At 65.2% G+C, this 21,022-nt stretch carries 20 protein-coding genes and 1 pseudogene; 7 read left to right on the forward strand and 14 right to left on the reverse strand.

Annotation, left to right across the window (positions count from 1 at the left end):
* Positions 1 to 878: hypothetical protein (locus tag ATB1_RS08585; protein WP_042663309.1), on the reverse strand; the 878-nt coding region annotated here is incomplete at its 3' end.
* Between the two features lie 110 nt (positions 879 to 988).
* Between ATB1_RS08585 and ATB1_RS08590 the strand changes: the two genes are divergently transcribed.
* On the forward strand, positions 989 to 2,011 hold the full coding sequence (locus ATB1_RS08590) for a DUF5305 domain-containing protein (protein ID WP_042663311.1): 1,023 nt from the start codon (positions 989 to 991) through the stop codon (positions 2,009 to 2,011).
* Between the two features lie 24 nt (positions 2,012 to 2,035).
* Here the strand turns inward: ATB1_RS08590 and ATB1_RS08595 are convergent, their stop codons facing one another.
* From ATB1_RS08595 to ATB1_RS08610, 4 genes are all read right to left on the reverse strand, one after another.
* Entirely contained in the window at positions 2,036 to 2,629 is a 594-nt protein-coding gene (locus ATB1_RS08595; protein WP_198526066.1) for a hypothetical protein, read from the reverse strand.
* Positions 2,630 to 2,726: 97 nt separating this feature from the next.
* Positions 2,727 to 3,347 carry a hypothetical protein gene (locus ATB1_RS08600; protein WP_042663312.1) on the reverse strand — a complete coding sequence of 207 codons (621 nt, stop codon included), beginning with the start codon at positions 3,345 to 3,347 and terminating at the stop codon, positions 2,727 to 2,729.
* A gap of 30 nt (positions 3,348 to 3,377) precedes the next feature.
* The gene (locus ATB1_RS08605; protein ID WP_042663313.1) at positions 3,378 to 4,085 is read right to left on the reverse strand and encodes a hypothetical protein; all 708 of its coding nucleotides are present in this window, start codon (positions 4,083 to 4,085) and stop codon (positions 3,378 to 3,380) included.
* Between the two features lie 67 nt (positions 4,086 to 4,152).
* Entirely contained in the window at positions 4,153 to 4,752 is a 600-nt protein-coding gene (locus ATB1_RS08610; protein ID WP_042663315.1) for a hypothetical protein, read from the reverse strand.
* Positions 4,753 to 5,156: 404 nt separating this feature from the next.
* Between ATB1_RS08610 and ATB1_RS08615 the strand changes: the two genes are divergently transcribed.
* Positions 5,157 to 6,317, forward strand: coding sequence for a signal peptidase I (locus tag ATB1_RS08615; protein ID WP_042663317.1), 1,161 nt, complete (start codon positions 5,157 to 5,159; stop codon positions 6,315 to 6,317).
* Between the two features lie 48 nt (positions 6,318 to 6,365).
* Here ATB1_RS08615 and ATB1_RS23155 read toward each other — a convergent pair whose 3' ends face one another.
* Together ATB1_RS23155 and ATB1_RS08620 are read right to left on the reverse strand one after the other, a co-directional pair.
* On the reverse strand, positions 6,366 to 6,680 hold the full coding sequence (locus ATB1_RS23155) for a hypothetical protein (RefSeq protein ID WP_241768156.1): 315 nt from the start codon (positions 6,678 to 6,680) through the stop codon (positions 6,366 to 6,368).
* Positions 6,677 to 8,143: a hypothetical protein gene (locus ATB1_RS08620; protein WP_241768157.1), complete on the reverse strand. Its 1,467-nt coding sequence runs from the start codon at positions 8,141 to 8,143 to the stop codon at positions 6,677 to 6,679. Before ATB1_RS08620 ends, ATB1_RS23155 begins: the two co-directional genes overlap by 4 nt.
* Before the next feature lie 365 nt (positions 8,144 to 8,508).
* Here ATB1_RS08620 and ATB1_RS08625 point away from each other — a divergent pair, with 365 nt between their 5' ends.
* A complete protein-coding gene (locus ATB1_RS08625) occupies positions 8,509 to 8,766 on the forward strand; it encodes a hypothetical protein (RefSeq protein ID WP_042663319.1) in 258 nt (85 codons plus the stop codon).
* A gap of 22 nt (positions 8,767 to 8,788) precedes the next feature.
* Here the strand turns inward: ATB1_RS08625 and ATB1_RS08630 are convergent, their stop codons facing one another.
* Both ATB1_RS08630 and ATB1_RS08635 read right to left on the reverse strand, forming a co-directional pair.
* Positions 8,789 to 9,184 carry a histidine kinase gene (locus tag ATB1_RS08630; RefSeq protein ID WP_042663321.1) on the reverse strand — a complete coding sequence of 132 codons (396 nt, stop codon included), beginning with the start codon at positions 9,182 to 9,184 and terminating at the stop codon, positions 8,789 to 8,791.
* A gap of 99 nt (positions 9,185 to 9,283) precedes the next feature.
* Positions 9,284 to 10,465, reverse strand: a complete 1,182-nt coding sequence (locus tag ATB1_RS08635; protein WP_042663323.1) for a tubulin/FtsZ family protein — start codon at positions 10,463 to 10,465, stop codon at positions 9,284 to 9,286.
* A gap of 124 nt (positions 10,466 to 10,589) precedes the next feature.
* Between ATB1_RS08635 and ATB1_RS08640 the strand changes: the two genes are divergently transcribed.
* Positions 10,590 to 11,051, forward strand: coding sequence for a zinc finger domain-containing protein (locus ATB1_RS08640; protein WP_042663324.1), 462 nt, complete (start codon positions 10,590 to 10,592; stop codon positions 11,049 to 11,051).
* A gap of 84 nt (positions 11,052 to 11,135) precedes the next feature.
* Here ATB1_RS08640 and ATB1_RS08645 read toward each other — a convergent pair whose 3' ends face one another.
* The 5 genes from ATB1_RS08645 to ATB1_RS08665 form a co-directional block, all read right to left on the reverse strand.
* The gene (locus ATB1_RS08645; protein ID WP_042663325.1) at positions 11,136 to 12,152 is read right to left on the reverse strand and encodes a cell division protein FtsA; all 1,017 of its coding nucleotides are present in this window, start codon (positions 12,150 to 12,152) and stop codon (positions 11,136 to 11,138) included.
* Between the two features lie 132 nt (positions 12,153 to 12,284).
* A complete protein-coding gene (locus ATB1_RS08650; RefSeq protein ID WP_042663327.1) occupies positions 12,285 to 13,187 on the reverse strand; it encodes a hypothetical protein in 903 nt (300 codons plus the stop codon).
* A 123-nt stretch (positions 13,188 to 13,310) separates the two neighbouring features.
* Positions 13,311 to 14,693, reverse strand: a complete 1,383-nt coding sequence (locus tag ATB1_RS08655; protein ID WP_042663347.1) for a pentapeptide repeat-containing protein — start codon at positions 14,691 to 14,693, stop codon at positions 13,311 to 13,313.
* Between the two features lie 96 nt (positions 14,694 to 14,789).
* Entirely contained in the window at positions 14,790 to 15,149 is a 360-nt protein-coding gene (locus tag ATB1_RS08660; protein WP_042663329.1) for a hypothetical protein, read from the reverse strand.
* A gap of 273 nt (positions 15,150 to 15,422) precedes the next feature.
* Positions 15,423 to 15,695 carry a PRC-barrel domain-containing protein gene (locus ATB1_RS08665; RefSeq protein ID WP_042663331.1) on the reverse strand — a complete coding sequence of 91 codons (273 nt, stop codon included), beginning with the start codon at positions 15,693 to 15,695 and terminating at the stop codon, positions 15,423 to 15,425.
* Positions 15,696 to 16,184: 489 nt separating this feature from the next.
* Here ATB1_RS08665 and ATB1_RS08670 point away from each other — a divergent pair, with 489 nt between their 5' ends.
* The 3 genes and pseudogenes from ATB1_RS08670 to ATB1_RS08685 all read left to right on the forward strand — a co-directional run.
* Positions 16,185 to 16,415 (forward strand): hypothetical protein, encoded by a 231-nt coding sequence (locus tag ATB1_RS08670; protein ID WP_042663332.1) that lies wholly within the window; start codon positions 16,185 to 16,187, stop codon positions 16,413 to 16,415.
* Between the two features lie 1,052 nt (positions 16,416 to 17,467).
* Positions 17,468 to 20,008 carry a PKD domain-containing protein gene (locus ATB1_RS19860; RefSeq protein ID WP_394324768.1) on the forward strand — a complete coding sequence of 847 codons (2,541 nt, stop codon included), beginning with the start codon at positions 17,468 to 17,470 and terminating at the stop codon, positions 20,006 to 20,008.
* A pseudogene (locus tag ATB1_RS08685) lies at positions 19,978 to 21,015 on the forward strand (PKD domain-containing protein); the annotation flags it as partial. The gene ATB1_RS19860 and the pseudogene ATB1_RS08685, both read left to right, overlap by 31 nt.
* Between the last annotated feature and the right edge of the window lie 7 nt (positions 21,016 to 21,022).

Raw genomic sequence — 21,022 nt, forward strand, 5'->3', positions numbered from 1 at the left:
CCGTCGGGGCGAGCGGTCGCTTCCGACGCGCGCCGCGTGCCCCCGTCGCTACTCGCGACCGTCACGGTGTAGTCGGTGAGCACGAGCCACTTGGTCTCTTTTTCGACGCCGTGTAGCGGGCGCTGACAGTTCGGACACTCCGGACTGGTGAGCAGCGCGAGGTCGATGGTCTCTCCGCAGTGTTCGCAGTCTCCCTCGTGGGTATCGGCCTCCTTTGCGGCCTGTTTCACCCGCCTCAGCTGCTCGCGCTCGGCGCGTATCTCCCGTATCTCGGCCCCGTACTGCGTCTCTATCTCCTTGAGCTTCGTCTCGACGCGGTCGTCGGTCTCGACGAGGTGCTCGAGAATCGTCTGGAGGTTCTCGAACTCGTCGTCGAACCGCGCGTCGAGCGTTTGGTGTCGCTCGCGGAGGGTGGATTCGACCGCGTCGAGTTCGGCCGGCAGGTCCTCGACATCGTCGAGCGCGGCTTCTACCTCGTCGAGTTCGGCATCGACCTCGTCCAGTCGCGTCGTGAGCGTCTGAACCGACTGTTCGAGGCGCGCGCGCCGCTGTGCTTCCGTCTCGACCTCCGCTTCGAGCCCCTCGATGAGTTCAAGGACCTCGGCTAGTTCGTCGTCGCTCACGGGCTTGTTCGGTTCCGTATCATCTCTGGACGGCGAGCGCGTTGCGCGCTTCGCCTCGCCGGGTCTCCCGTCCGAGGCGGGGCTGTCTCGACCCAGCAGTTCCGTGATTTCGTTGAGTTGCCAGTGCGACGCGAGCAACTCTTGGCACAACTGGTCACGCGATTTACCGGTCTCGCTCATTCGCTGGTCCAGCCAGGCTTCGAACGACGACGGACTCTCGTCCGCTGGGTCGTTGTCGACGGGGTCGGAGGCCATGTTCTGTACTGCCTCACAAAACCTATCGGTCGCTAGGACAAAAGTTTTCTTGCGCCTCGACTTATCTGGCCGCATGAACGTCCCGCGAGTGCCGCGTTCCCCTCTCGATAATGGGATTTGACGACCGCCTTGAGCTCTTCGTCACGCAGCAGGCTCGGGTGCTGGTCGCCGTCCTCGCCATCGCGGGCGTCGCGTGTCTGGTCGCCGCCGGCTACGTCTTTCTCACGCCGACGACCCAGACGGTGACCGAAGAGACGAACGTGCAATCGGTCGAGACCGGCGTCGACACGCGGGCGGTCGTCACCCAGGACACGACGCTCTACGAGCGTGGATCGACGCTGGAGAACCGCTCTATCTACTTCATGACGATTTCGCCCGACGTGTCGTTCCGCGTTCACACCGACGTGCCAGCGAATCAATCGGTCAACGTCACCCAGCGATTGGTCCTTCGCACCGTCGGCGTCCGAGACGGCTCGCCGTTCTACGAGAACGAGACCGTCCTCGTGGACGACCGGACGACCGTCACCAACGGAACCGCCGTCAACGCGCCCGTACTCAACGTCTCCGCGCTCGACCGCGACCTCCAGCAAAAGCGGACCGAGACCGGCGGCGTCGGGCAGTTCAGGACGAGTCTCAACCTCACGGTGACGTACCAGACGGGCTCGTACAGCGGGACGCTCGAAGCGAGCACGCCGCTCGTGTTCTCTGGGCGGGCCTACTACCTCGAACGGTCGCTGGCCGACGACCGGCGGCACTCGACGACCGTCGCGCGGAGCGTGACGCAACCGTCGACCCCCGTCGAGTACGGCGGACTCGCCGCGGCCGCGCTGGTGCTGTTCGGACTCGCGGGCCTCGTCATCCGCACCGAGTACCGAAGCGACCCCGAGGAACTCCGCACGAAAATCTCACACAGTCGTCACGAGGAGTGGATCTCCCGCGGCGAGTTCCCGACGGACGCGAACAAGCCGTACATCTCGATTCTCACCCTCGAAGACCTCGTCGACGTGGCCATCGACACGAACCGTCGCGTCATCTTCGACCCCGAAATCGAGACGTACGCCGTCATCGACAGCAGCGAGATCTACTACTACTCGCTCGACGAGACCAACACGCACGCGTGGCTCAATCTCTGAGCCGGCCCTTCGAACGTGACCGCCCTACGGCGGCCGTTCGAGGTTTTCGAACTGGTAGCGTCGGTTCGTCACGGCGTGGTACGCCGCCGAGAGGCCGAACGCTGCGACGATGACGGTCGGGTAGGCGAGAAGCGGAACCGTCCCCGTCGGGAGCACGTCGGCCCACAGGGCCGCCACGATGAGACTCGACAGGACCGACAGGCCGAGGTAGTACACCCCCCACGGAACCGAGTTCTCGGGGACGATATCCATGTAGATATCGAGGCGCTCCATGCGCTCCGTGAGTTCGACTTCGCCCCGGTCATAGCGGAGGACGCCGGCCTGTTCGAGCCGCGGCAGGTGCGTCTGCTGGAGCGATGTGTAAACGGTCTTTCGCTCGGCGGAGGTCAGGTCCGGAATCTCCTTGTCCTGTTCCCACGCCGCGACCTGCTCTGCGAGGTCCGAGAGCTCGACCGAGCCGTCGGCTCGCTTGCAGTAGTGGAGGGTGTATCGACGGCGGTGGTTGCTCATCAGGTCGAAGATCTCGTCGCGCGTCAGCGCGTCGTCGTCCTCGCCGCCGTCGTCGGTATTCGAGGCTGACGCGCGGCCGAGCAACCCGCCGGCACCGCTGGGACTCATCTCTCGACCGTCGATACTGCCCCGCCGCACATAGTTCCTCTGCTGTCAGCGGCCGCACAGATACCGCCTCGCCGGCGTACGGACGGCACCAGCCCGATTAGTCGCCGGAGCTCGACGACTCTCGCTCGACGTGAATCCGCAGCGTGGCATTGTACGTCCCGGGGTCCGGAAGGTCCTCCAGCGTGCTCGGTCCGGTCCACGGGATGAGGTTGAGTTGGAGGCCGAACGGGACCGACTCGCCCGGTTCGAGGACTCCCTCTGACCCCGATACCGCCGGGCTCACGTCGAGGAGGTCGTCTCCGTCCGTTCCCGGGGCGAGCACCTCGTCTCCGGCGGTGACTTGGAGTGCCGCCTCGACGTCTTCGAGCGTCGAGTCCGAAAGCGAGTCGCTCGTCACGTCGAACTCGAAGTAGACGCCGTCGAGGTCCACCTCGCTGACGTTGGTGAGGCTGACGATGTCCTCGAAACGCGTGATGGCGCGCTTGTTGACGCCATTCTCGTCGCCGCCGGGGGTGAGCCGCGTCACGTACCCCGAGGCGTCCGTCTCGACGTGAATCGGCGGGTCGTTCGTCGCCGTGAGAGAGAGGTAGTCGGGCGCGACGATGCGAAAGCTCGCTCCCGACGTCGATTGGGTCGTCGTCGTGGCGCTGACGCCGAGAACGCCGCCGACGATGAAGAAATTGCTGAGGAGAAAGAGGGTCTGGCGGCGTGTGGGCATTGGTTCTCTGTCTCGTGTTCTCCCGGAGCGCTACGCGCTCGGGTCGGTCTGTGTCGCGACCGCGGTCACTTCGTCGATGAGCGTGATGCTCTTGCTGTTGTTCCCGAAGTCGCCAGGTGAGAGGGCGTCTTCGATGCTACTCGCCGTCGTGTCCACGTCAAGCCTGACGGACTCGGTCCCGAGCGGGGAGACCGCAACGTAGTTCGCCGGTTCGGTGGAATCGGACGACGTATCTGTTGAGACGGTCTGCTCCGTCGAACTGCCGTGTTTGAACTGGAAGGCGGTGTACGCCTCTTGTTCCGTGATGCCACCGTCGGTGACAGCCGTGCCGAGCGTGGTGAACTCGAAGCCGACGTAGTAGTCGTCGTCTGAGTTGTTGTTCGTGATATCCAGGATATTCCCGAGGCCCGTGATCTGGTCCGCTTCAACGGCGACCTGAATCTCGACCATATCGCCGGTGAGCGTGCTCGACCGGTCGATGACGTGGACCTTGGGAAGTTCGTCCGGTTCGAGGGCCTCGAAGTCGATGTTCCCGTCGCTCGTCCCCGCGTCGGGGAACGTCGTAACGTCGCTTCCCGGGTTGTCCGGAACCGTAATGGAGATGTCCGCCCCCGGCGAGACGACGCGGAAACTCCCGTCTTCGTTCGACGAGAGCACTTCGGTCGCGCCCGTCCCGAGGACCGTCCCGGTTCCGACTGCGAGCGTTCCAATCGCGGTGATAACGGTGCGTCGTTTCATTGTGTCGTGTTCTATGATTGGAGTGTGTTAGTTGTCGAGTGGGTCATTGCGGCTGGTTCGAAGCTCTTCACGACGACTGCTCGGTCGCGACGATGGTCAGCGACGGGTCGGCGTCGATAGAACCCGCGTTGTTCAGTGTCGAGTCCGTCGTGTCGATTTCGACGTCGAGCGCCGCGGAGCTGCCGCTACTCAAGTCGACCGTGCTGCCGGAGCCGATTGCATCGGTGCTGGCGTCGCCCACGTAGAATGTCACGACGGCGACTTCGTTATAGCTCCCGTCGCCGAAGACGAACGATGCGTTTCCGGACGCCGTCGGACTGTTGCTTGGTGCGTCGGTCGACACGCCGACCGTCGCCCCGGTCCCGTCGGCCGAATTGTTCGTGATGGTGACAACGTCAGAGAGCGTCGTGACTGCGTTCTGGTTGAAGCCGCGGTCGGTGGAGTCGTCCGCGCCACCGAGATTGATGGTCAGCGTGTCGCTGTTGTCGTTGCTGACGTAGTTGTCGTCGCCTTCAATGGTGAGGTAGGCGTTCGCGTCGCCTGCCGTGTCCACGCTCACTTCACGCGCCGCACTCACGGTCGTAAAGGCGCCCGTTCCCACGAGTGCGCCGCCGCCGCCGACGAGCGCTCCGAGTCCGATCAAGATGTTGCGTCTGTTGATTGCCATGGTTGTGTTCTCCCTGACACAGGTGACTGCGTCGTTATCTCTTCCATCAGGACCTACCCACTTTGTATTCCGGTGCTTGAACGAGTTCTCGGTCGTCGTTCCGTTCGACAAGCCCGGCTTTCTCCCCGACGACCCCCGTTCAAGCCCACCTTTCAGGGGGCATTTTCGGCGCTCAAGCGAGGGTTTAAGACAGCGAAATCGGCTCGTAGTCTGTCGATTTCCGTTCGAACTCGATATTTGTGGGTCGCTTTTCATGACTCTCGGTAACACATAATCTGAAACATGCCACCATTGGACACGACATACTAGCACACCGGAACCGATGGTCACCCCACGTCGTGATGTGTGGCGGACGAGACGGCGATAGCTAATTACGGGTTCACACGTAGTGTTTCACACACGCCGTGAAACTCAGCGACGTCCTCGAATACGCGGTGCTCGGACTCCTCGTCCTCGCCGTCGTCGCGCTCCTGTTCGGGCAGGCGCTCGGCCAGCCGGTGCTCCTCGGCTACGTCGAGACGGGGAGCATGGCACCGACGATGGAGCCCGGCGACGGGTTCGTCGCGGTCCCGTCGATTCTCCTCGAAGACCCCGAATCCGGCGACGTGGTCGTGTTTAACGCGCGCGAACTCCACGGCGGCGGGCTGACGACCCACCGGGTGGTCAGGTGGACCGAAGAGGGGTACATCACGCGCGGCGACGCCAACCCCTTCACCGACCAAGAGAGCGTCGAGCCGCCGGTCAAGCGCTCGCAAATCGTCGCCGAGGCGCTGCAGGTAAACGGGAACGTCGTCGTCATTCCGCAACTCGGTGCCGTCGTGGGGGCGGTAAACGGGCTTGCGACCGGCGCGTTCGACCTCATCGGGAGCCTGCCGGGGTTCGAGAGCGCCGCCGACGGGGAGCCCTCGCCCATGTTCCTCGTCGCCATCGGCGGGATTCTCATCGCGCTGAGCCTCGTGTTCGACGGCTCCGGTGGCGGGCGCAAACAGAGTTCGCACAACCGTCGCCGCCCGGACTACTACACGAGCGGCGTCGTTCTCTTCCTGCTCGTCGTCATCGTCGTCACGCCCGCGACGCTGAGTATGGTTCTCGGGTCGGGGCCGACCGAACTGACCATCGTGAGCTCCGAGTCGCCGAACGAGAACCCGCTCGTCGTCGGCGTCGGCGAGACGACGGTCATCGACTACACGCTGACGAACAACGGCTACGTCCCGATTATTACTGTCCTCGAATCCCGTGACCCGGGTGTCTCCTTCGGTCAGTCCGTGTTCGTGGTCTCCGGGAAGGGCTCGCGAAACACGACGCTCACCATCCAAGCACCGAACCAGACCGGCGCGTACGACCGCGAAATACGCGAGCAGCTGTACGTTCCCGTGCTCCCGCAGACAGTCATCCTCGGCTTACACGAGGTCCACCCTATCCTTGCAATCGCGGCTATCGACGCCGTGTTGGCGTTCGTGACGCTCCTCGTGAGCATCGTCGCGCTCGGTCTCGGTCCGATTCGGTTGCGCTCGACGGGCCGGAACGTCTCGCTCATCGAGCAGTTCAGACGCAAGTATCTGTGAGTGCGCTGAAGGCCGGCAGCCTGCCACGTCCGGCGCTCCCGACTTCGACTACCCGCGAACCTGTCCGGCGCTCGGCGTTCCGGTCACTCCCGCGCCACCGGGGTCGTAGTCGAGGATGTCGTCTCGGTCTTCGACTTCGAGGCCGTCGACCGAGAGCGTCGCCGACGCGTCGCCGAGTTCGACGGTGATTTCCGCGTTCGTGGTGCGCAGGTCGGCGTCACGGAGGAACACGTCGCCGTCGGCCGAAAGCGACACGTCCGCGTTCGTCGTCTCGAAGACGCTCTCGTTCGCGCGGAGTTCGCCCGCGGATTCGACGGTAATCTGCGCGTTCTTCGTCTCGACCGTCGCGCCGTCGAGCGTCACGTCGCCGGTCCCCGACTGGAGTTCGATTTGGGCGTTCTTCGTCTCGATGGACGCGCCCGCGGCACCGACGCGCTCGCCAGTGAGGTCAATCTGTTTCTCCCCGTGGACCGTCGCGTCCTCGATGTCGAGGAGGCCGTCGGCGGCGTCGAGCGAAATCTGTCCGTTGACGACCGTAATCGAGGCGTTCCGCGCCGACACCGCTCCCCGCTCACCTCGATGTCGCGGTTCTGGTTCTGGAGGCTCGCGTCGCGGATGTCCACCGAACCGTCGTCGGCCGCGAGTTCGATTTTCCCGTTTCGCGCGCTGATGGTCGCGCCGCGGGCCTGAACTGACTCGCCGGAGACGGTGACCTTGCCGTTCTGGTTATCGAGCGTCGCTCCCGTGACGTTCACGGGACCGTCGTCGGCTGCGAGTTCGATTTCGTCGTTCGTGTTCCGGATGGTCGCGCTCCCGGCCTGAATCGTCTCTCCAGTCAGTTCGACCTTGTCGTTCTTCCCTCGGACCGTGCTCTCGCGCACGTCGAGCGTCCCGCCGTCGGCCGCGAGTGCTATCTTCCCGTTTTTGGCGTCTATCGTCGACCGACGGAGGGTAATCGACTCGCCCGAGAGGGTCGCCGCTCCCCAGTCGGAGACGACCGTCACGTCGGTGAATTCGATGCTCGTCTCCGCGTCGATATCGACCGAATCGCCGCTCGTGAACGTCGTGTGCGTGACGACGACGCGCTTGGCCGAGATGTCGATAGCGCGCCACCCGTTGTCGATGGTGCCGTTGTCGGTCCCGACGACGAGCACCGCGTCCTCGTCGTCGAACGTCGCGACCTCCTGTTCGGTCAGGACGCGCTCGCCGTCGTCGTAGGCGATGTCTCCGTCGCCGTCGACGTACGCGACGCCGTCCGACGGCCCCGTGGGGGTGCCGTCGCCGCTGTCTCCGCCGTCGTTGTCACCACCGTTCCCGGGATTGCCGCCGCCGTTCCCGGGGTTACCGCCGCCGTTCCCGCCCGTGCAATCGTACTCGACTCGCGCTTCGAGCGTCGCACCGGAGATAGAGACGCCGTCCGCCTGCGCGGAATCGACTTCGACGACGAGCGTGGTCACGCCGCTCCCGGCGTTCGGCCGTTGACAGTAGGCTGTGAGTTGGTGTTCGCCGCCCCGTCCGAGCGTCGGAGAGCCGCCCGACTGCGCGAGCGAGAGTGCGCTCACGTCCAGGCGGGCGCTGTACTCGACGGTCACGTCGCTGTCGAGGTTGTTCACGATTGACCCGACCGCCACGGTGTTGCCGCGGCTGGGACTCGTCACAACTTCGCCGGTCGGTTCGAGCGCGACGAGGGCTCGGTCATCGTCGACGACGGAGACGTCGACCGGTCGCTGTCCGGAGACCGAACTAAAACTGCCCGTCGGAACCGCGGCGAGGGTGACGCCGAGCACCGCGATGAGGACGCCGGCGTACCAGAGATTCTGATTCATGCGACGGTCTCCAGAGCCTACTAGTCTGTAAGACGTGGAGCGCCTTGTACACACCGACTGTCGGCGGTTCGATCGGCCGGGCTCCTCGTCCGACGGCTGCGGCTCCCGGGAACAGTTAGTTACGCCCCACGAAGGGGGGTGACCGAACCTAAAGGGGAAGGGGGGAAGGGGGGATGAGTTCGGTCAAGTGGATGCGTCCGAGGGGTTACTCTGTACGGTGCTGCATCCGATTGGACACAGTCGCTTCGAATATATAAATGGTTCTGATTGTCAATCTGAAGAACAATCTCTTGCATAGGTGTAACAAAGTTATTTGTATTACAACTACTGAAACGACTATGCTCCCCGGTGTCGTATCTCCTGTCATGGCGGAACACACATCGGCACGACGGTCCAGCGACGCACTCGACCGGGCGACGGCCCACGTCGACCACGCCGAGGAACTCCTGTGGGAGTGCGCTCGCGACCTCCCGGACGACGCGGACGACGAGTTCGACCGACTCTTCGAGCGGTTGTGGGCCGTACAGAACGAACTCGAACGGGTGTCGATCCCGGGTGACGACGCGGCCGACGACGAAAAGTCGACGCCGGAGCCCTTCGTCTTCCCGTCGACCGACCACTAACCGTTCTGGCTGGGTCGCTGTATTACTCCGCTTGCCGCTCTAACCACTCGCTCGCGTCGCTGACGAGGTCTGACAGCGCCTCCTCGATGGGACCCTCGCCCGCGAGGTTCACGCTCCAGGTGACCTGCGACTGTACCGCCTGGAGGTTGAGCATCGTATTCTGTATCCGCGACGCCAGCACCACCGGGACCGTCGCGTCGAACCGCCGGATACCCTTGACCGCCTCGACGCCGTCGAACATCGGCGGGGCGTGGAGGCAGATGACGAGATGGGCCGGTGCCGCGGTCAACCGTTCGAACAACTCTTGGTTCGACTCCACGAACTCCACGTCCACGTCGGACTGTGCCATCGCCGACCCCGCGGGTTGCGGGCCGTACGCGAGGATGCGCGGCGTCGCCGCTATGCTTGTCTCAGACACGCACCTAGCTGTTCACCGAGAGAGTATTTGACACTTTCTCCGGAACGAATCGCCGCCGGCCGCACTCCCGCTCCGGCGGCGGTCTGCGACGCGACCGGGTTAAAACAACGTGTCGAGGCGTTCGTCGGCGACTGCCTCCGCGTCGTCGTCACCGCCGTCGCCGCCGGTCTCCCGGTCTCGACGGTCTTGCTCGGCCTCGACGGCGGTCGATTGGATTTCGGACACGCGGTCGCTCCGCGACACGTCGCCGAGGAGGACGAGCACGCCGACGTGGTTCGACTCGGGGAGCGGGTAGTCGCCGCCACGGACCTCCATGCTCCCGGTCTGCTCTTCGACCCACGTCCGACTCCGCTCGATGGCCTTCCGGTTGAGCCACTCGGGCGGGCCGCTGACGACGACCAGTCCGCGGGACGCGGAGCCGACGTCGCACGGGAGGGTGAGCCGACCGAGCACCGCCTTCCGCGTCTGGGTCGTGATGCGGTTGATGGAGTCGAGTTCGTCCACCGACGACGACCCCCCGCCCAGCAGTCCTTTGATGCTGAAACCGCCGCTGTCGTCGTTCTCGGGGAGTTCGCTCGCCGCGTAACCGATAGTCGAGATGCCGCCGCCGCGGAGGGTGTTGATGACCTCCGAGGAGTCGACGACGCTCTCGCCGACCGTCCCCGACTCGCTCACCTCGCCCGAGGCGAAGAGGATGCCGAGCCGTCGCACGAGCTCCTCGTTCATCGTGTCGTGGGCCGCCGCGACGTCCTCGCCGCTTTTCGCCCACGCCCCGTTGTCGAACGCGAACACGTGGTCCGTCACGTCCACGAACGTCTTGAGCGACCGCGCGGCGTTGCGCGAGTAGAGCGCGCCCTCGTCGGCGGCGGGGAGGATGCCGACGCCGTAGATGGGCTGTTCGTAGATGCGCCGGAGGTGCTTTGCGAGCACGGGCGCCGCCCCGCTGCCCGTGCCGCCGCCGAGCCCGGCGAAGATGAGAAACGCGTCGGCCGTGGAGGTCGGCGACCCGTCGGTGCCGCGGAGGAGCTGTCGGCTGTCGCGCTCGGCGAGTTCGGCGGCGAGTTCGTTGTCCGCGCCGACGCCGTGGCCGCTCACCTCGTCCGCGCCGAAGAGGATGCGGTTCTCCTCGGGGACGAAGTCGAGGCCGCGGAGGTCCGTCGACGCGGTGTTGTACGCCACCGCGTCGACGACGTAGTCGGCGTTCGTGCGCTGTTCGTACCGAAGGAGGGCGTCGAGGACGTTCCCACCCGCTTGTCCCACTCCGAAGCAAAGGACCTTCATCGTCTCCCTGTGACACGCCATCAGTGGTGAATCTTCTGTTAGCGGACTGTCACACGCTCTTCGGGCGCGCCGCCGTCGACGGGGTAGTTCTATACGACCCGGGCGAGAATCACCGGCAAACTGCATGACCTGTCCGCGGTGTTCACAGCCCCTCTCGACGCTCTCGCTCGACGGTCGCGCGGCGCGCTACTGCGAGCGGTGCGGCTTCGTCGGCGTCGAGACGGTCCACGAGCGCGACGCGCCGAGCCGGGAGTCGTGGGACGACGCGATAGCCCGCTTTCACGCACGGGCGGTCCGCGGGGCGCGCGGGCGCGACGAGGGTGTGGCGGCTGGAGACGAAGACGGCGACAACGAGTCCGCTGACGACGATAACGAGTCCGAACCCGAGGGCGACGAGGCTGACGCCGCCAACGGAGAAGCCGCCGCCGTCACCGACGAGAGCGACGCGACTGAAGGCGTCGCTGACTCCGGAGCCATCGAGGTCGACGAGTCGGGTGACAGCGACGCCGCTGACCGCGAGTCCAGCGACTACCAGCGCAAAAACGGGGAGGACGGCGACCCCGGGGATCGCACGGGAGACGAGTAACGCGCTCGCTCGCGCGCTCCCGGCGACGCGTCGACCTCGGTCGTGACGTACTGTCCGGTCGGGTGCGTCAGTTCGGGTCGGCGCTCAGTTCGATTCCGGCGCGGCTTCTGCTTCGGGTTCCGGTTCGGGTTCGGAGGCGCTCCCGTCGGACTCCTCTTCGGAGCGAGCGGCGACGAGCGACCCGCGGGCGACGCTGTACAGGGGTCGGTCGATGCTCCGGACCTCGTTGACGGAGAACGGAATCGTCGAGTCTTCGAGGTGGTGTTCGAACAGCTCCTCGAAGCCGTCGGGACTGGAGGTGCCGCCGGTGACGACGACGGGCACGTCGAGGCCCTCTTCGATGTCCTCCTCGTCGACCTCGCGTTCGATGTTCTCGATGACGTAGTCGAGGAGGTTCTCGTAGTAAATCGAGAGCGCGCCCTCGACGCCGCCGACGTCCGTGCGGAAGTCGAGTTGGAAGTCGTCTTCCTTGATGGACGTGACCTTGTCGACGGCCGTGCCGGTGGCCTGGGCGGTCTGCTGGTCGATCCAGTCGCCGCCGCGGGCGATGGAGAACTGCATGACCGGCACCGCGTAGTACGCCAGACAGATGTTCGTCATGCCCGCGCCGAAGGAGACGCCGAGGCCGGTGAAGTTGTTGTCGGCGAGTTCGCTGTAGATGACCGCCATCCCCTCGTTGATGGGTTCGGGGTCGTAGCCCATGTCGCCGAGCATCGATTCGAGCGTCTTGTCGTGATACAGCGTCGAGAGGTCGGAGTCGATGGGGTCCGCCGGACTCGAATAGAACAGGCGCTCGTTCGGCCGGGAGGGCGAGCCGACGACCTGCTCGATGATGAGCTTAATCATCGGAATCGCGGAGGACTCCTCGCTGGAGAGGATGCCGTGTTGCATCGGCCGGCGCGTCTCCTTGCCGAAGATGTTCGCGAAGTTGAGCGCGTCGTCGCCGACGACGTACACCTTGTCGTCCTTGCGGATGTGGAGCACGTCGCTCCGCGAGAGCATCTGCTCCGCCATGTCGCTGTAGTCGATTTCGACGAACGAGTTTCGCTGCTGGACAAATACGGTCTCACTCCCATCCTGGCTCGCGGACAGGATGTTCATGGTACCTACGTCAAGGCCTTTCGCCATACCTCACGCGTCGCAGGGCTGTCGCATAAATCTGTATGCGGTTTTGACATTCACTTCCGCCAATGAATCCAACGCCGAACCGATAGCCCGGCGTCCCGCGACGACTCAGGAGAACAGTCCGCGAATTCGGTCGACCACTCCCTCGGAGTCCTCGCGTTCGGCCTCCGCCTGCTGTTGCTTCCGAAGTTCGGCCAGCGCGGCGGCTTGGTCGTCCGTGCTGTCGCCGACCGCCGTGTCCTTCTTCCCGCCGCGGAGTCCCTGCAGCCCGGCGACCGCGTCGTCGACCCCGCCGCCGCGCGTCTCGGTCACCTTGGCGTTCTCGAAGCTCGCCCGGTCCACGTCGTCAACGGCAGAGGTATCGAGCTTCAGGCGGGTGGTCTCGGTCTTGCGGACGCCGCCCCACGACAGTTCGGTGTTCGACATCGCCTCGTCCATGTCGCGGCGGACCTGCGCGGAGACGGCTTCCTCGTCCTCTCCGTCGTCGGCCGTGTCGGTCTCCGCGTCGCTCCCGCCCGCGGCGGGGCCGCTGGTCCTCGCACGGGCGAGTTGGAAGCCGACGAGCGACGTGCCGCTGGCGGCGACGACCGCTACCGCGCCGAGCGAGTAGATGCCGACGATGCGGCCGCTCTGGTCGGCGCTCGCGGAGACGTTCCAGTTGTGGGGGTACGCGCCGACGAACTGGACGACGGCGACCGCGCAGACGAGGAGCCCCGCGCCCGCGAGGACCGTCGGGAACCGGTACTGGGAGGGAAGCAGGACCACGACTGAGACGAGGAGGAGGGGAATCCCGAGCGCGCCGGTGACGCCCGCGACCTCGCGGAGTTCGTACTTGAAGATGTTCTCGGGCGGGATGCCGCCGCTCCACACCACCGCCGCGAGCGCGACGGCGAGCAGTCCGATAGCCGTAAAGAACAGCGCGAAGCCCGCGTAGACGGTCGTCTCGTCGGGGTCGGCGTCGACGTACCGCCGGTAGAGGGCGATGAGGGTGTTCTGCCCGTCACTCGACATGCCTCAGACCACTCTCCGGCGCGACATATAATGTTCGCCGGGTTCGGGGTTCGTACCGCCGCCGGCGTCCGAACCGACGCCCCGCCACGACCCGCCGGCGCACCGTCACTGTCCGCCGAGTCGCTACTGCCCGCCGGCGGGTTCGACGGACATGTCGTAGGCCGCAACCGTGTCGTCGAGGGTCGCCTCGGTGAGCGTGGGGTCCGCGTCGAACCGCGCGCTGGTGAACCGAGCGGGCCCGCGGACGACGGTGTCGCCGAAGGCCGCGGCGTCCGTCACGTGCGTGTACGCGAAGTCCAGTCGACCCTCGATTTCCACCCCGAAGACGAGCGACTTGACGGTGCAGTCGGAGAAGTCCACGTCGCGCGCGACGCGGACGCCCGAACAGAACACCTCGTCGCCGAAGCGCGCGTGGTCGCAGACGACGCTCCCGCCGACCGTGGTTTCGACAACGCGAACCGGCGAGTCGGCCGAACAGACCGCGTCGGAGAGGTCGAGGCCGCCGGTCACGGTCGCGCGGACGAACGACGCCGGTCCCGACTCGAACCGCGCGCTCCGGAAGCGGAGCACCCGTCCCTCGACGGTCGCGTTGTCGAAGGAAACCGGGCCGCTGAACGCGCTGTGCGTGAAGTCGACGGAGCCGTCGCGGGCGGTGAGTCCCGTGCAGTCGACCGGACCGCCGAACCCGGCGCTCGTCGCGTCGATGCCGCCGCCCACGGTGAGTCGGGGTGCGTCGAGCTCGCCGTCGACCGTCAGGTGTTCGAGCGAGAGGCCGCCGCCGACGGTCGCCGACGTGGCGACGATGCTCCCACGAACACGGCAGTGCGCGAGGGAGAGCCGACGGTCGCACGCGACGTTCCCGAGGTCGAGGCGACCGCCCAGTCGGGTGTGAGAGAACCACGCCGGCCCGCCGAAATGAGCCTTCGCGAGCGACACGCCGTCGTCGACGACGCCCTTCCGGAACGTCGCCCCGCCCTCGAAGCGTGTCCCGGTCGCCACGACCGCCCCCGCGCTGAAGCCGGTCGCGTCGAATCGGTCGCCGAAGCGCGCCCCGCAGAGCACCCATTGGTCCCCGACCTGCAGGTTGCGACAGACGACCGTCGCGGGCGCGTCGAGTCGCTGCATGCACACCGCGCCCCCGACCGAGACGCGGTTGAGTCGGAGCGCGCCGCCGAGCGCCGCGTCGCGCAGGTCGATATCTCCTTTCACCATCGCGCCGCGGAAGTCAAGCGGCGCGTCGTCGGCGAGCGTCAGCCCTGCGAGGTCGATGCGTTCGAACGATCCGCCGACGAACACCGACGGCCGTTCGGGGTCGGTAACCGTCTCGCGGAGCGCCTCGGTGACGGCCGCGGGCCGCGTTTCGCCCACCGGACGGTGAAAGAGACAGCGGTCGGCCGCACCGCTCGCGGGGTGCGGACACCGCCACACCGATGGCGATTCGTCGGCACCCGTCTCGTCGACGACGTCGAAGACGTGCTTGTAAGCACAGCGATCGGGGCGTTCCACGTCGCTCGACCGTTCGTCGTTATCACGTAAATAAATTGTCACGACATCGAGCGCGTCCGGGTTCACCTTCGTCGCCGACCCAGTCGACTGACCTGACTACCGCTCGATGAAGGGCGCGCCGGCTTCCGCGTCGCCGACGACGGCCGAGAACGTCGCCGCGAACTCGAAGTCGCGGACGGGGAGCGTGACCAGTCGAACCGTCTCGCCGGCGCTGTCGTGGAAGCCGACGACGGTCCGGTCCGATTCGAGTTCGACCGAACAGCCGGCGAAGATAGGGCGGTTAAGCTGTATCGTTCGCACCTCCCGGACTTCCTCCGGGGTCGCCTGCTCGCCGTCGTGTCGAATCTGGACGAGTCGCGTCTCGGTCAGAAGCACCGTCATCCCCTCGTAGTGGCTGACCGACCGGAGCGTCTCGTGCTCACCGACGAACTCGTAAATCGACTCGTAGAGGCTCATACGTCGCCTACTCGACCCACTCGTATCAACGTATCTACAACAGTGTTTGCGTCTCTCAACCGTCAGTGCGGGTCGCGGACCTCGCGACTCGCGGCCTGAACGGTTGGGGCCCAACCGGCTGTCAGAGGCGTGCAGGCGGGACGGGCCCCGTGGCTGGGCAATCGTGCTGTCCACATCCTGACCAACACGACCGCCCGCTATACGGTCGTCGTGCAGAGTATATCAACATATGTGCTCGTTGGCCGCGTGGACGGTCGAAAACCGGTGTTCGAATCAGTCGGCGGCTTCGATACCGGGGTCGCCCGTCAGGACGATGATGTCGGCCATCCCCCGAACGGACCTGAACGGGACCCGAATCCCCCGCGGCCCGACTTCCATTCCCTCAGGCGGGTCTTCGACCGAGACGAGAAGCGCGGTCACGCGGTCGGCGTCGAGGTCGACACAGAGGTCGACGGCCTCGCCCAACCGGTTCCCCGAGGCGGTGTACACGGGGCGGCCTTCGATGCTCGGAATCGTTTCGATGCCCGTCGGTGACTGGGGGACCATACCTACGCCATCGAACGTGTCAATGAAAAATACCTCGGTCGGTACAGGCCGCGCCGGTGCGGGGGGTTCGAGTCATTGGGGCGCTCCCGGCTCGGACGCGGACCCGAAAACGCGTCGTTGAACCCAACTCCGCGACGGTCGACTGGACCACGGTATCTCGGTTTCGGCGCGTGTCGCCGCGACCGGAGACCTATCACGGGGGCGTGACAGCGTGAAAAGCAGACGTACAGAATCTCCGACGCGTATTTACGAACGTCTCAGAGATTTGTATCTGGTCAGGATAGTTGCGCCTCGGTGTTCCTTCCGTAGACCCACCACCACTACCGAGGCTACTGGCCACTTTCTTGGCTCCGGAACCGACCGTGAGTGCACGCCTCGCATCTCCGCGGACTCACCAATACCGGCGTCGTTACCGGGTAGTCGCTGTTGTTTCCGACACGAGGATGCGTGGCCTTCACGTTTATGTTAGTGAGGCTATACGTTTCGCGTATGGTGAACAATCCAGTGCGGGCGTACGGCGCGCTGGTCGTCGTCGTCGCGGCGGCGGTCTGCGGAACCGTCATCCTCTCCGGTTTCGTCGCTATCGATTTCGTGCTCGACGCAGTCACCGTCTGGGGCTACATTGCCGCGGTCGGCGTGATGGTCGTCTGTGCGGCGGTCAGTTGGCTGGTCGACCTCCCCGGAATCCTGTCGAGCGAGTTCGGAAGCGGAGAGCGGTGAGACGACGCGGTAGCGACCGCTGACGTGCGACCTCCCGCTGTTCGCTGCTCCAACTCAGTCGCCTGTTTTCGGTGCAGTCGAGAGCGTGCGGGCCGTGCCCCGGGCACGCTCCGTCGTTCTCGGGGTTCGTTTGTGTGCAGTATGTGGACACACCCTGACATTTATATCGGCCAAAATGTATTTAGTCAACCATGACCAGCGGGTATAAAACGCTCTGGCAGGGTACCGTTTCGCTCATACTCGCAGCAATTGTTCTTTCCGGGGGAGTCGTCGGTTTCGTCTCACCGACTGTCGTTGCCGCGGCTCCGGCGGATTCTGTGCAGTCAGCGAACCTCGCGGACAACGGCGCCGGACAGGGCGTGGTACATACGCAGAACAGCTCGAACGCAACACAGTCATCACCGACAAATACGACCAACTCGTCGCTCTCCTCTTCGACAACAACTAACTCATCGCTTTCTAACGAATCGGATTCGACTCCGAATCAAATTACGACGCCAGTAAACCAGACTGACGAGTCGCAAGATTTGGAGGGGGAGTCCGAACACAACGAGACACCTGATTCTTCGACTCCGGTGAACGAGACGGAGAATCCGGAGTCGAACACTACTGAAACACCGGTGAATGAGACGGAGACTCCGGAGACGAACACCACTGAAATTCCGGCGAATGAGACAGAGACGCCGGAGACGAACACTACCGAAACTCCGGTGAACGAGACGGAGACACCGGAGGAGACGAACACTACCGAAACTCCGGTGAATGAGACGGAGACACCGGAGGAGACGAACACTACCGAAACTCCGGTGAACGAGACAGAATCGCCGGAGGAGACGAACACCACTGAAACTCCGGTAAACGAGACGGACACGCCGGAATCGGACACGTCCCCGAATGAGACAGAGACGCCTGAGACGAACGCCACCGAAACGCCGGCGAACGAGACGGCGACGCCGCAAGCGAACGATACGGCCGGCCAAGCCCAGGCGGCGAACGGGACGGTCGAGGCGGCGCTATCCGGTTCGGTGAGTATCACGTCGGTCAACACGACGATGTACGACGCACCGGTCGATTCGATTGCGAGCGGCCAGCCGGTGGACGTTACTGTGGACTACTCGCTGTCCGGACAGAGCTCCTATGACATCCTGATTCTCGAGCAGGACGGATCTGAACTCACGGACGATCAGGTCGCTTCGAAGACCGTCACGTCGGACTCGGGAGAGACGACCATCCGCATTCCGGGCAGTGCACTGGACGACGCCGCCAGTGACGAGTCGTTCCTTGACCCTGGCGTCGAACTTCAGGCGGCCGTGTTGCGAGGTGCCTTCCGCGACGATATCGAGTCTGCGACGGTCGACAAGGGTAGAACGAGTAGCACGATCTACCTCGCCGACGATTCGGTCGAGACGCCCGTCGTCGAAGGAGACACGACCGACGTCACGGTGTTCGGCTGGGGTTCGAACACGTACGCGGGGTGGGAACTGAGAGAGGACGACCTGATTTCGAACCCGCTCGTGGCGTCCGGAAGCGCCCGAACCAACAGTTCGGGCTACTACGAACAGGACGTGCAGTACACGCCCAGTGAGTACCGAAGCGGAGTCGGCGACCCGCCGATCGAGATATTCGCGGCATCCGACGACTCCTCCGATACCACGCGGCAGTTCACGGTGGACGTTACCGAATCCGACGACCCACCGGTCATTGACGACATCAGCTTCGATCCGTCGGTCCCGAATCCGGCCGATAGAAACGGTAACAACGGCGAGATGGTCACAATGACTGCCTCGGCGACCGACGATAATAGCATCAGTTCGTACGAGTGGGATGTCGACGGTGACGGCCAGTACGAGTACACCGGGGAATCCATCGAGATCTTCTACTATGACGGCGGCGACTACGACGTGACGCTCCGGGTCACCGATTCGAGCGGACAGAGCGTCATGGAGACCGAGACGCTCCACGTCAACAGGCGTCCGTACCCGGATATCAATGGACCGGGGTCGGTCGTCTCGGCACCCGCGGGCGGCAGTGCGACGGTCACGCTCGATATCTACGACTCGACGGACCCCGACGGTAGCATCGATTATTCGGGAACGACGTGGGTCGTCGCCGGTATCGACGGCACCGACTTCGGGACCGAGACGTACACCGACCGCGGCGGCGAACTCCAGCTAGACCTCCCGGCGGGGGACTACCGCGTCGAGGCGTACGTCGAGGACGACAACGGGTTCCGAGCGCTGACGAACCGCGTCGGCGAGTCGGTCGAGTTCGAGGTCAACGCTCGCCCGTCGGTTCATGCGTCAGGCCCGAACGAGGTCAACGAGGGTCGGTCGTTCACTCTACGTGCGTCTGGGAGCGACGATAACGGCGACTCCCTGTCTTACTCGTGGACGCAGACGAGCGGTCCGGGAACCGCGGAAGGAAGCGGCAGCTCGGTGACGTTCGAAGCGCCCGAAATCGACAGCAGTAGCCGTCAGCTGACGTTCGAAGTCACCGCCGACGACGGCCGCGCGACGGCGAGCGACACGGTCACCGTCACCGTTCAAAACACGAACGAACAGCCGACTGCGGACCTCGCCGCGACGCCGACGGAAATCGACGAGGGCCAGTCAGTCACGTTAGACGCGAGCGGGTCGTCGGACCCGGACGGAACGAGCCTCTCGTACGCGTGGGAGGTCGTCTCCGCGCCGACGAGCGGTGCCCCGACGCCGTCGGGCTCCGGCGGAGATGTCACGCTGACGACGCCCGGCGAGTACACCTACGAAGTGACCGTGACCGACCGCGGCGGTGACGGGAAGTCCGACACGGACACCGTCACCGTGACTGTCAACGACGTGAACCCGGCTCCGACCGCTTCACTCACCGCCTCGTCATCGACTATCGACGAGGGACAGTCGGTCACGCTGGACGCGAGCGATTCGTCCGACCCAGAGGGCGAACAACTCACGTACTCGTGGCGCGTGCGCTCCGCACCGACGAGCGACGCGCCGACGCCGTCCGGTGCGAGCGGGTCGGTGACGCTGACGACACCGGGCGAGTACACTTACGAAGTGACCGTGACCGACCGCGGCGGTGACGGAAAGTCCGACACGGCTACGGTCACCGTGACCGTCGCCGACGTGAACCCGGCACCGACCGCTTCGCTCACGGCCTCGCCGTCGACTATCGACGAGGGACAGTCGGTCACGCTGGACGCCAGCGACTCCTCGGACCCTGAGGGTGAGGCGCTGACGTACAGGTGGCGGGTCCTGTCTGCCCCCGTCGCCGACCCGCCGATTCCGTCGGGCCCCAGTGGGGATGTCACGCTGACGACGCCGGGCGAATACACCTACGAGCTGACTGTCGTCGACCGCGGCGGTGACGGGAAGTCCGACGCGAGCACCGTCACGGTGATCGTTGGAGATGTCAACGAGCGGCCGACGGCAGAAGTCGCGGCGTCCCCGTCGACTCTCGACGAGGGGCAGTCGGTCACGCTCGACGCCAGTGACTCCTCGGACCCCGAGGGACGCGCCTCACGTACGACTGGCGAGTCCAGTCTGCTCCCGTCGACAATGCTCCGACACCATCGGGCGCCGGCGGGGATGTCACGCTGACGACGCCGGGCGAGTACACCTACGAGCTGACGGTCACCGACCGTAGCGGCGACGGGAAGTCCGACACGGACACCGTCACCGTAACCGTCGGAGACGTCAACAGAGCGCCGACCGCTTCGGTCACGGCGTCGCCCGACGAAGTTCGCGCGGGGTCGGACGTGACGCTCGATGCGACCGACTCGTCGGACCCGGACGGCGAACAACTCGCGTACGACTGGGCGGTCGTCTCGGCACCGACGAGTGACGCCCCGACGCCGTCCGGTGCGAGCGGGTCGGTGACGCTGACGACGCCGGGCGAGTACACCTACGAAGTGACCGTGACCGACCGCAGCGGCGACGGGAAGTCCGACACGGACACCGTCACCGTGAGCGTCTCGAACGAGACCGGAACGACCGTGAACCTCCGGTCCGATTCGGTCGCGACGACCGGCCAGCGGACGAACGTCAGCGTCGTCGTGCAGCCGGCAACGGACGGGGTTCGCTCGTACGACGTGACGCTGCACGTCTCGAACGCGTCGGTCGCGACCGTCGAGGACGTCTCCTTCGCCGGCGACCCGCAGTTCTCGAACGCGAATATCTCCGACAGCGGTGAGTCCGTCCGTGTGACCGCGGGCGCCGCGAACACGGCCGACAACGGGTCGGTCGCGATTGCAAACGTGACGCTCCTCGCCGATGCCGCCGGAACCACGGACGTGCGTGCGACCGTTCAGGCGCTCGGTGACGAGAACAACGACGCGTACGTCGTCACGGCGGTCAATAACACGACGGTCACCGTCGAGTCCGGACCGCCCGCGATAGGGCCCGACCGTAACCCGCCGACCGACCCGGACGACGACGGCGTCTACGAGGACGTCAACGGAGACGGCGAGTTCAACGTCATCGACGTCTCCGCGCTCTTCGATAACCGAAACGACGCGGCCGTACAGGAGCACGGTCGGTTCTTCGATTTCAACGGAGACGGCGCGTTCAACGTCATCGACGTCTCCGCGCTCTTCGACCAACTCTAACCACTCA

The sequence above is a fragment of the Haloferax sp. ATB1 genome (assembly GCF_000730175.1).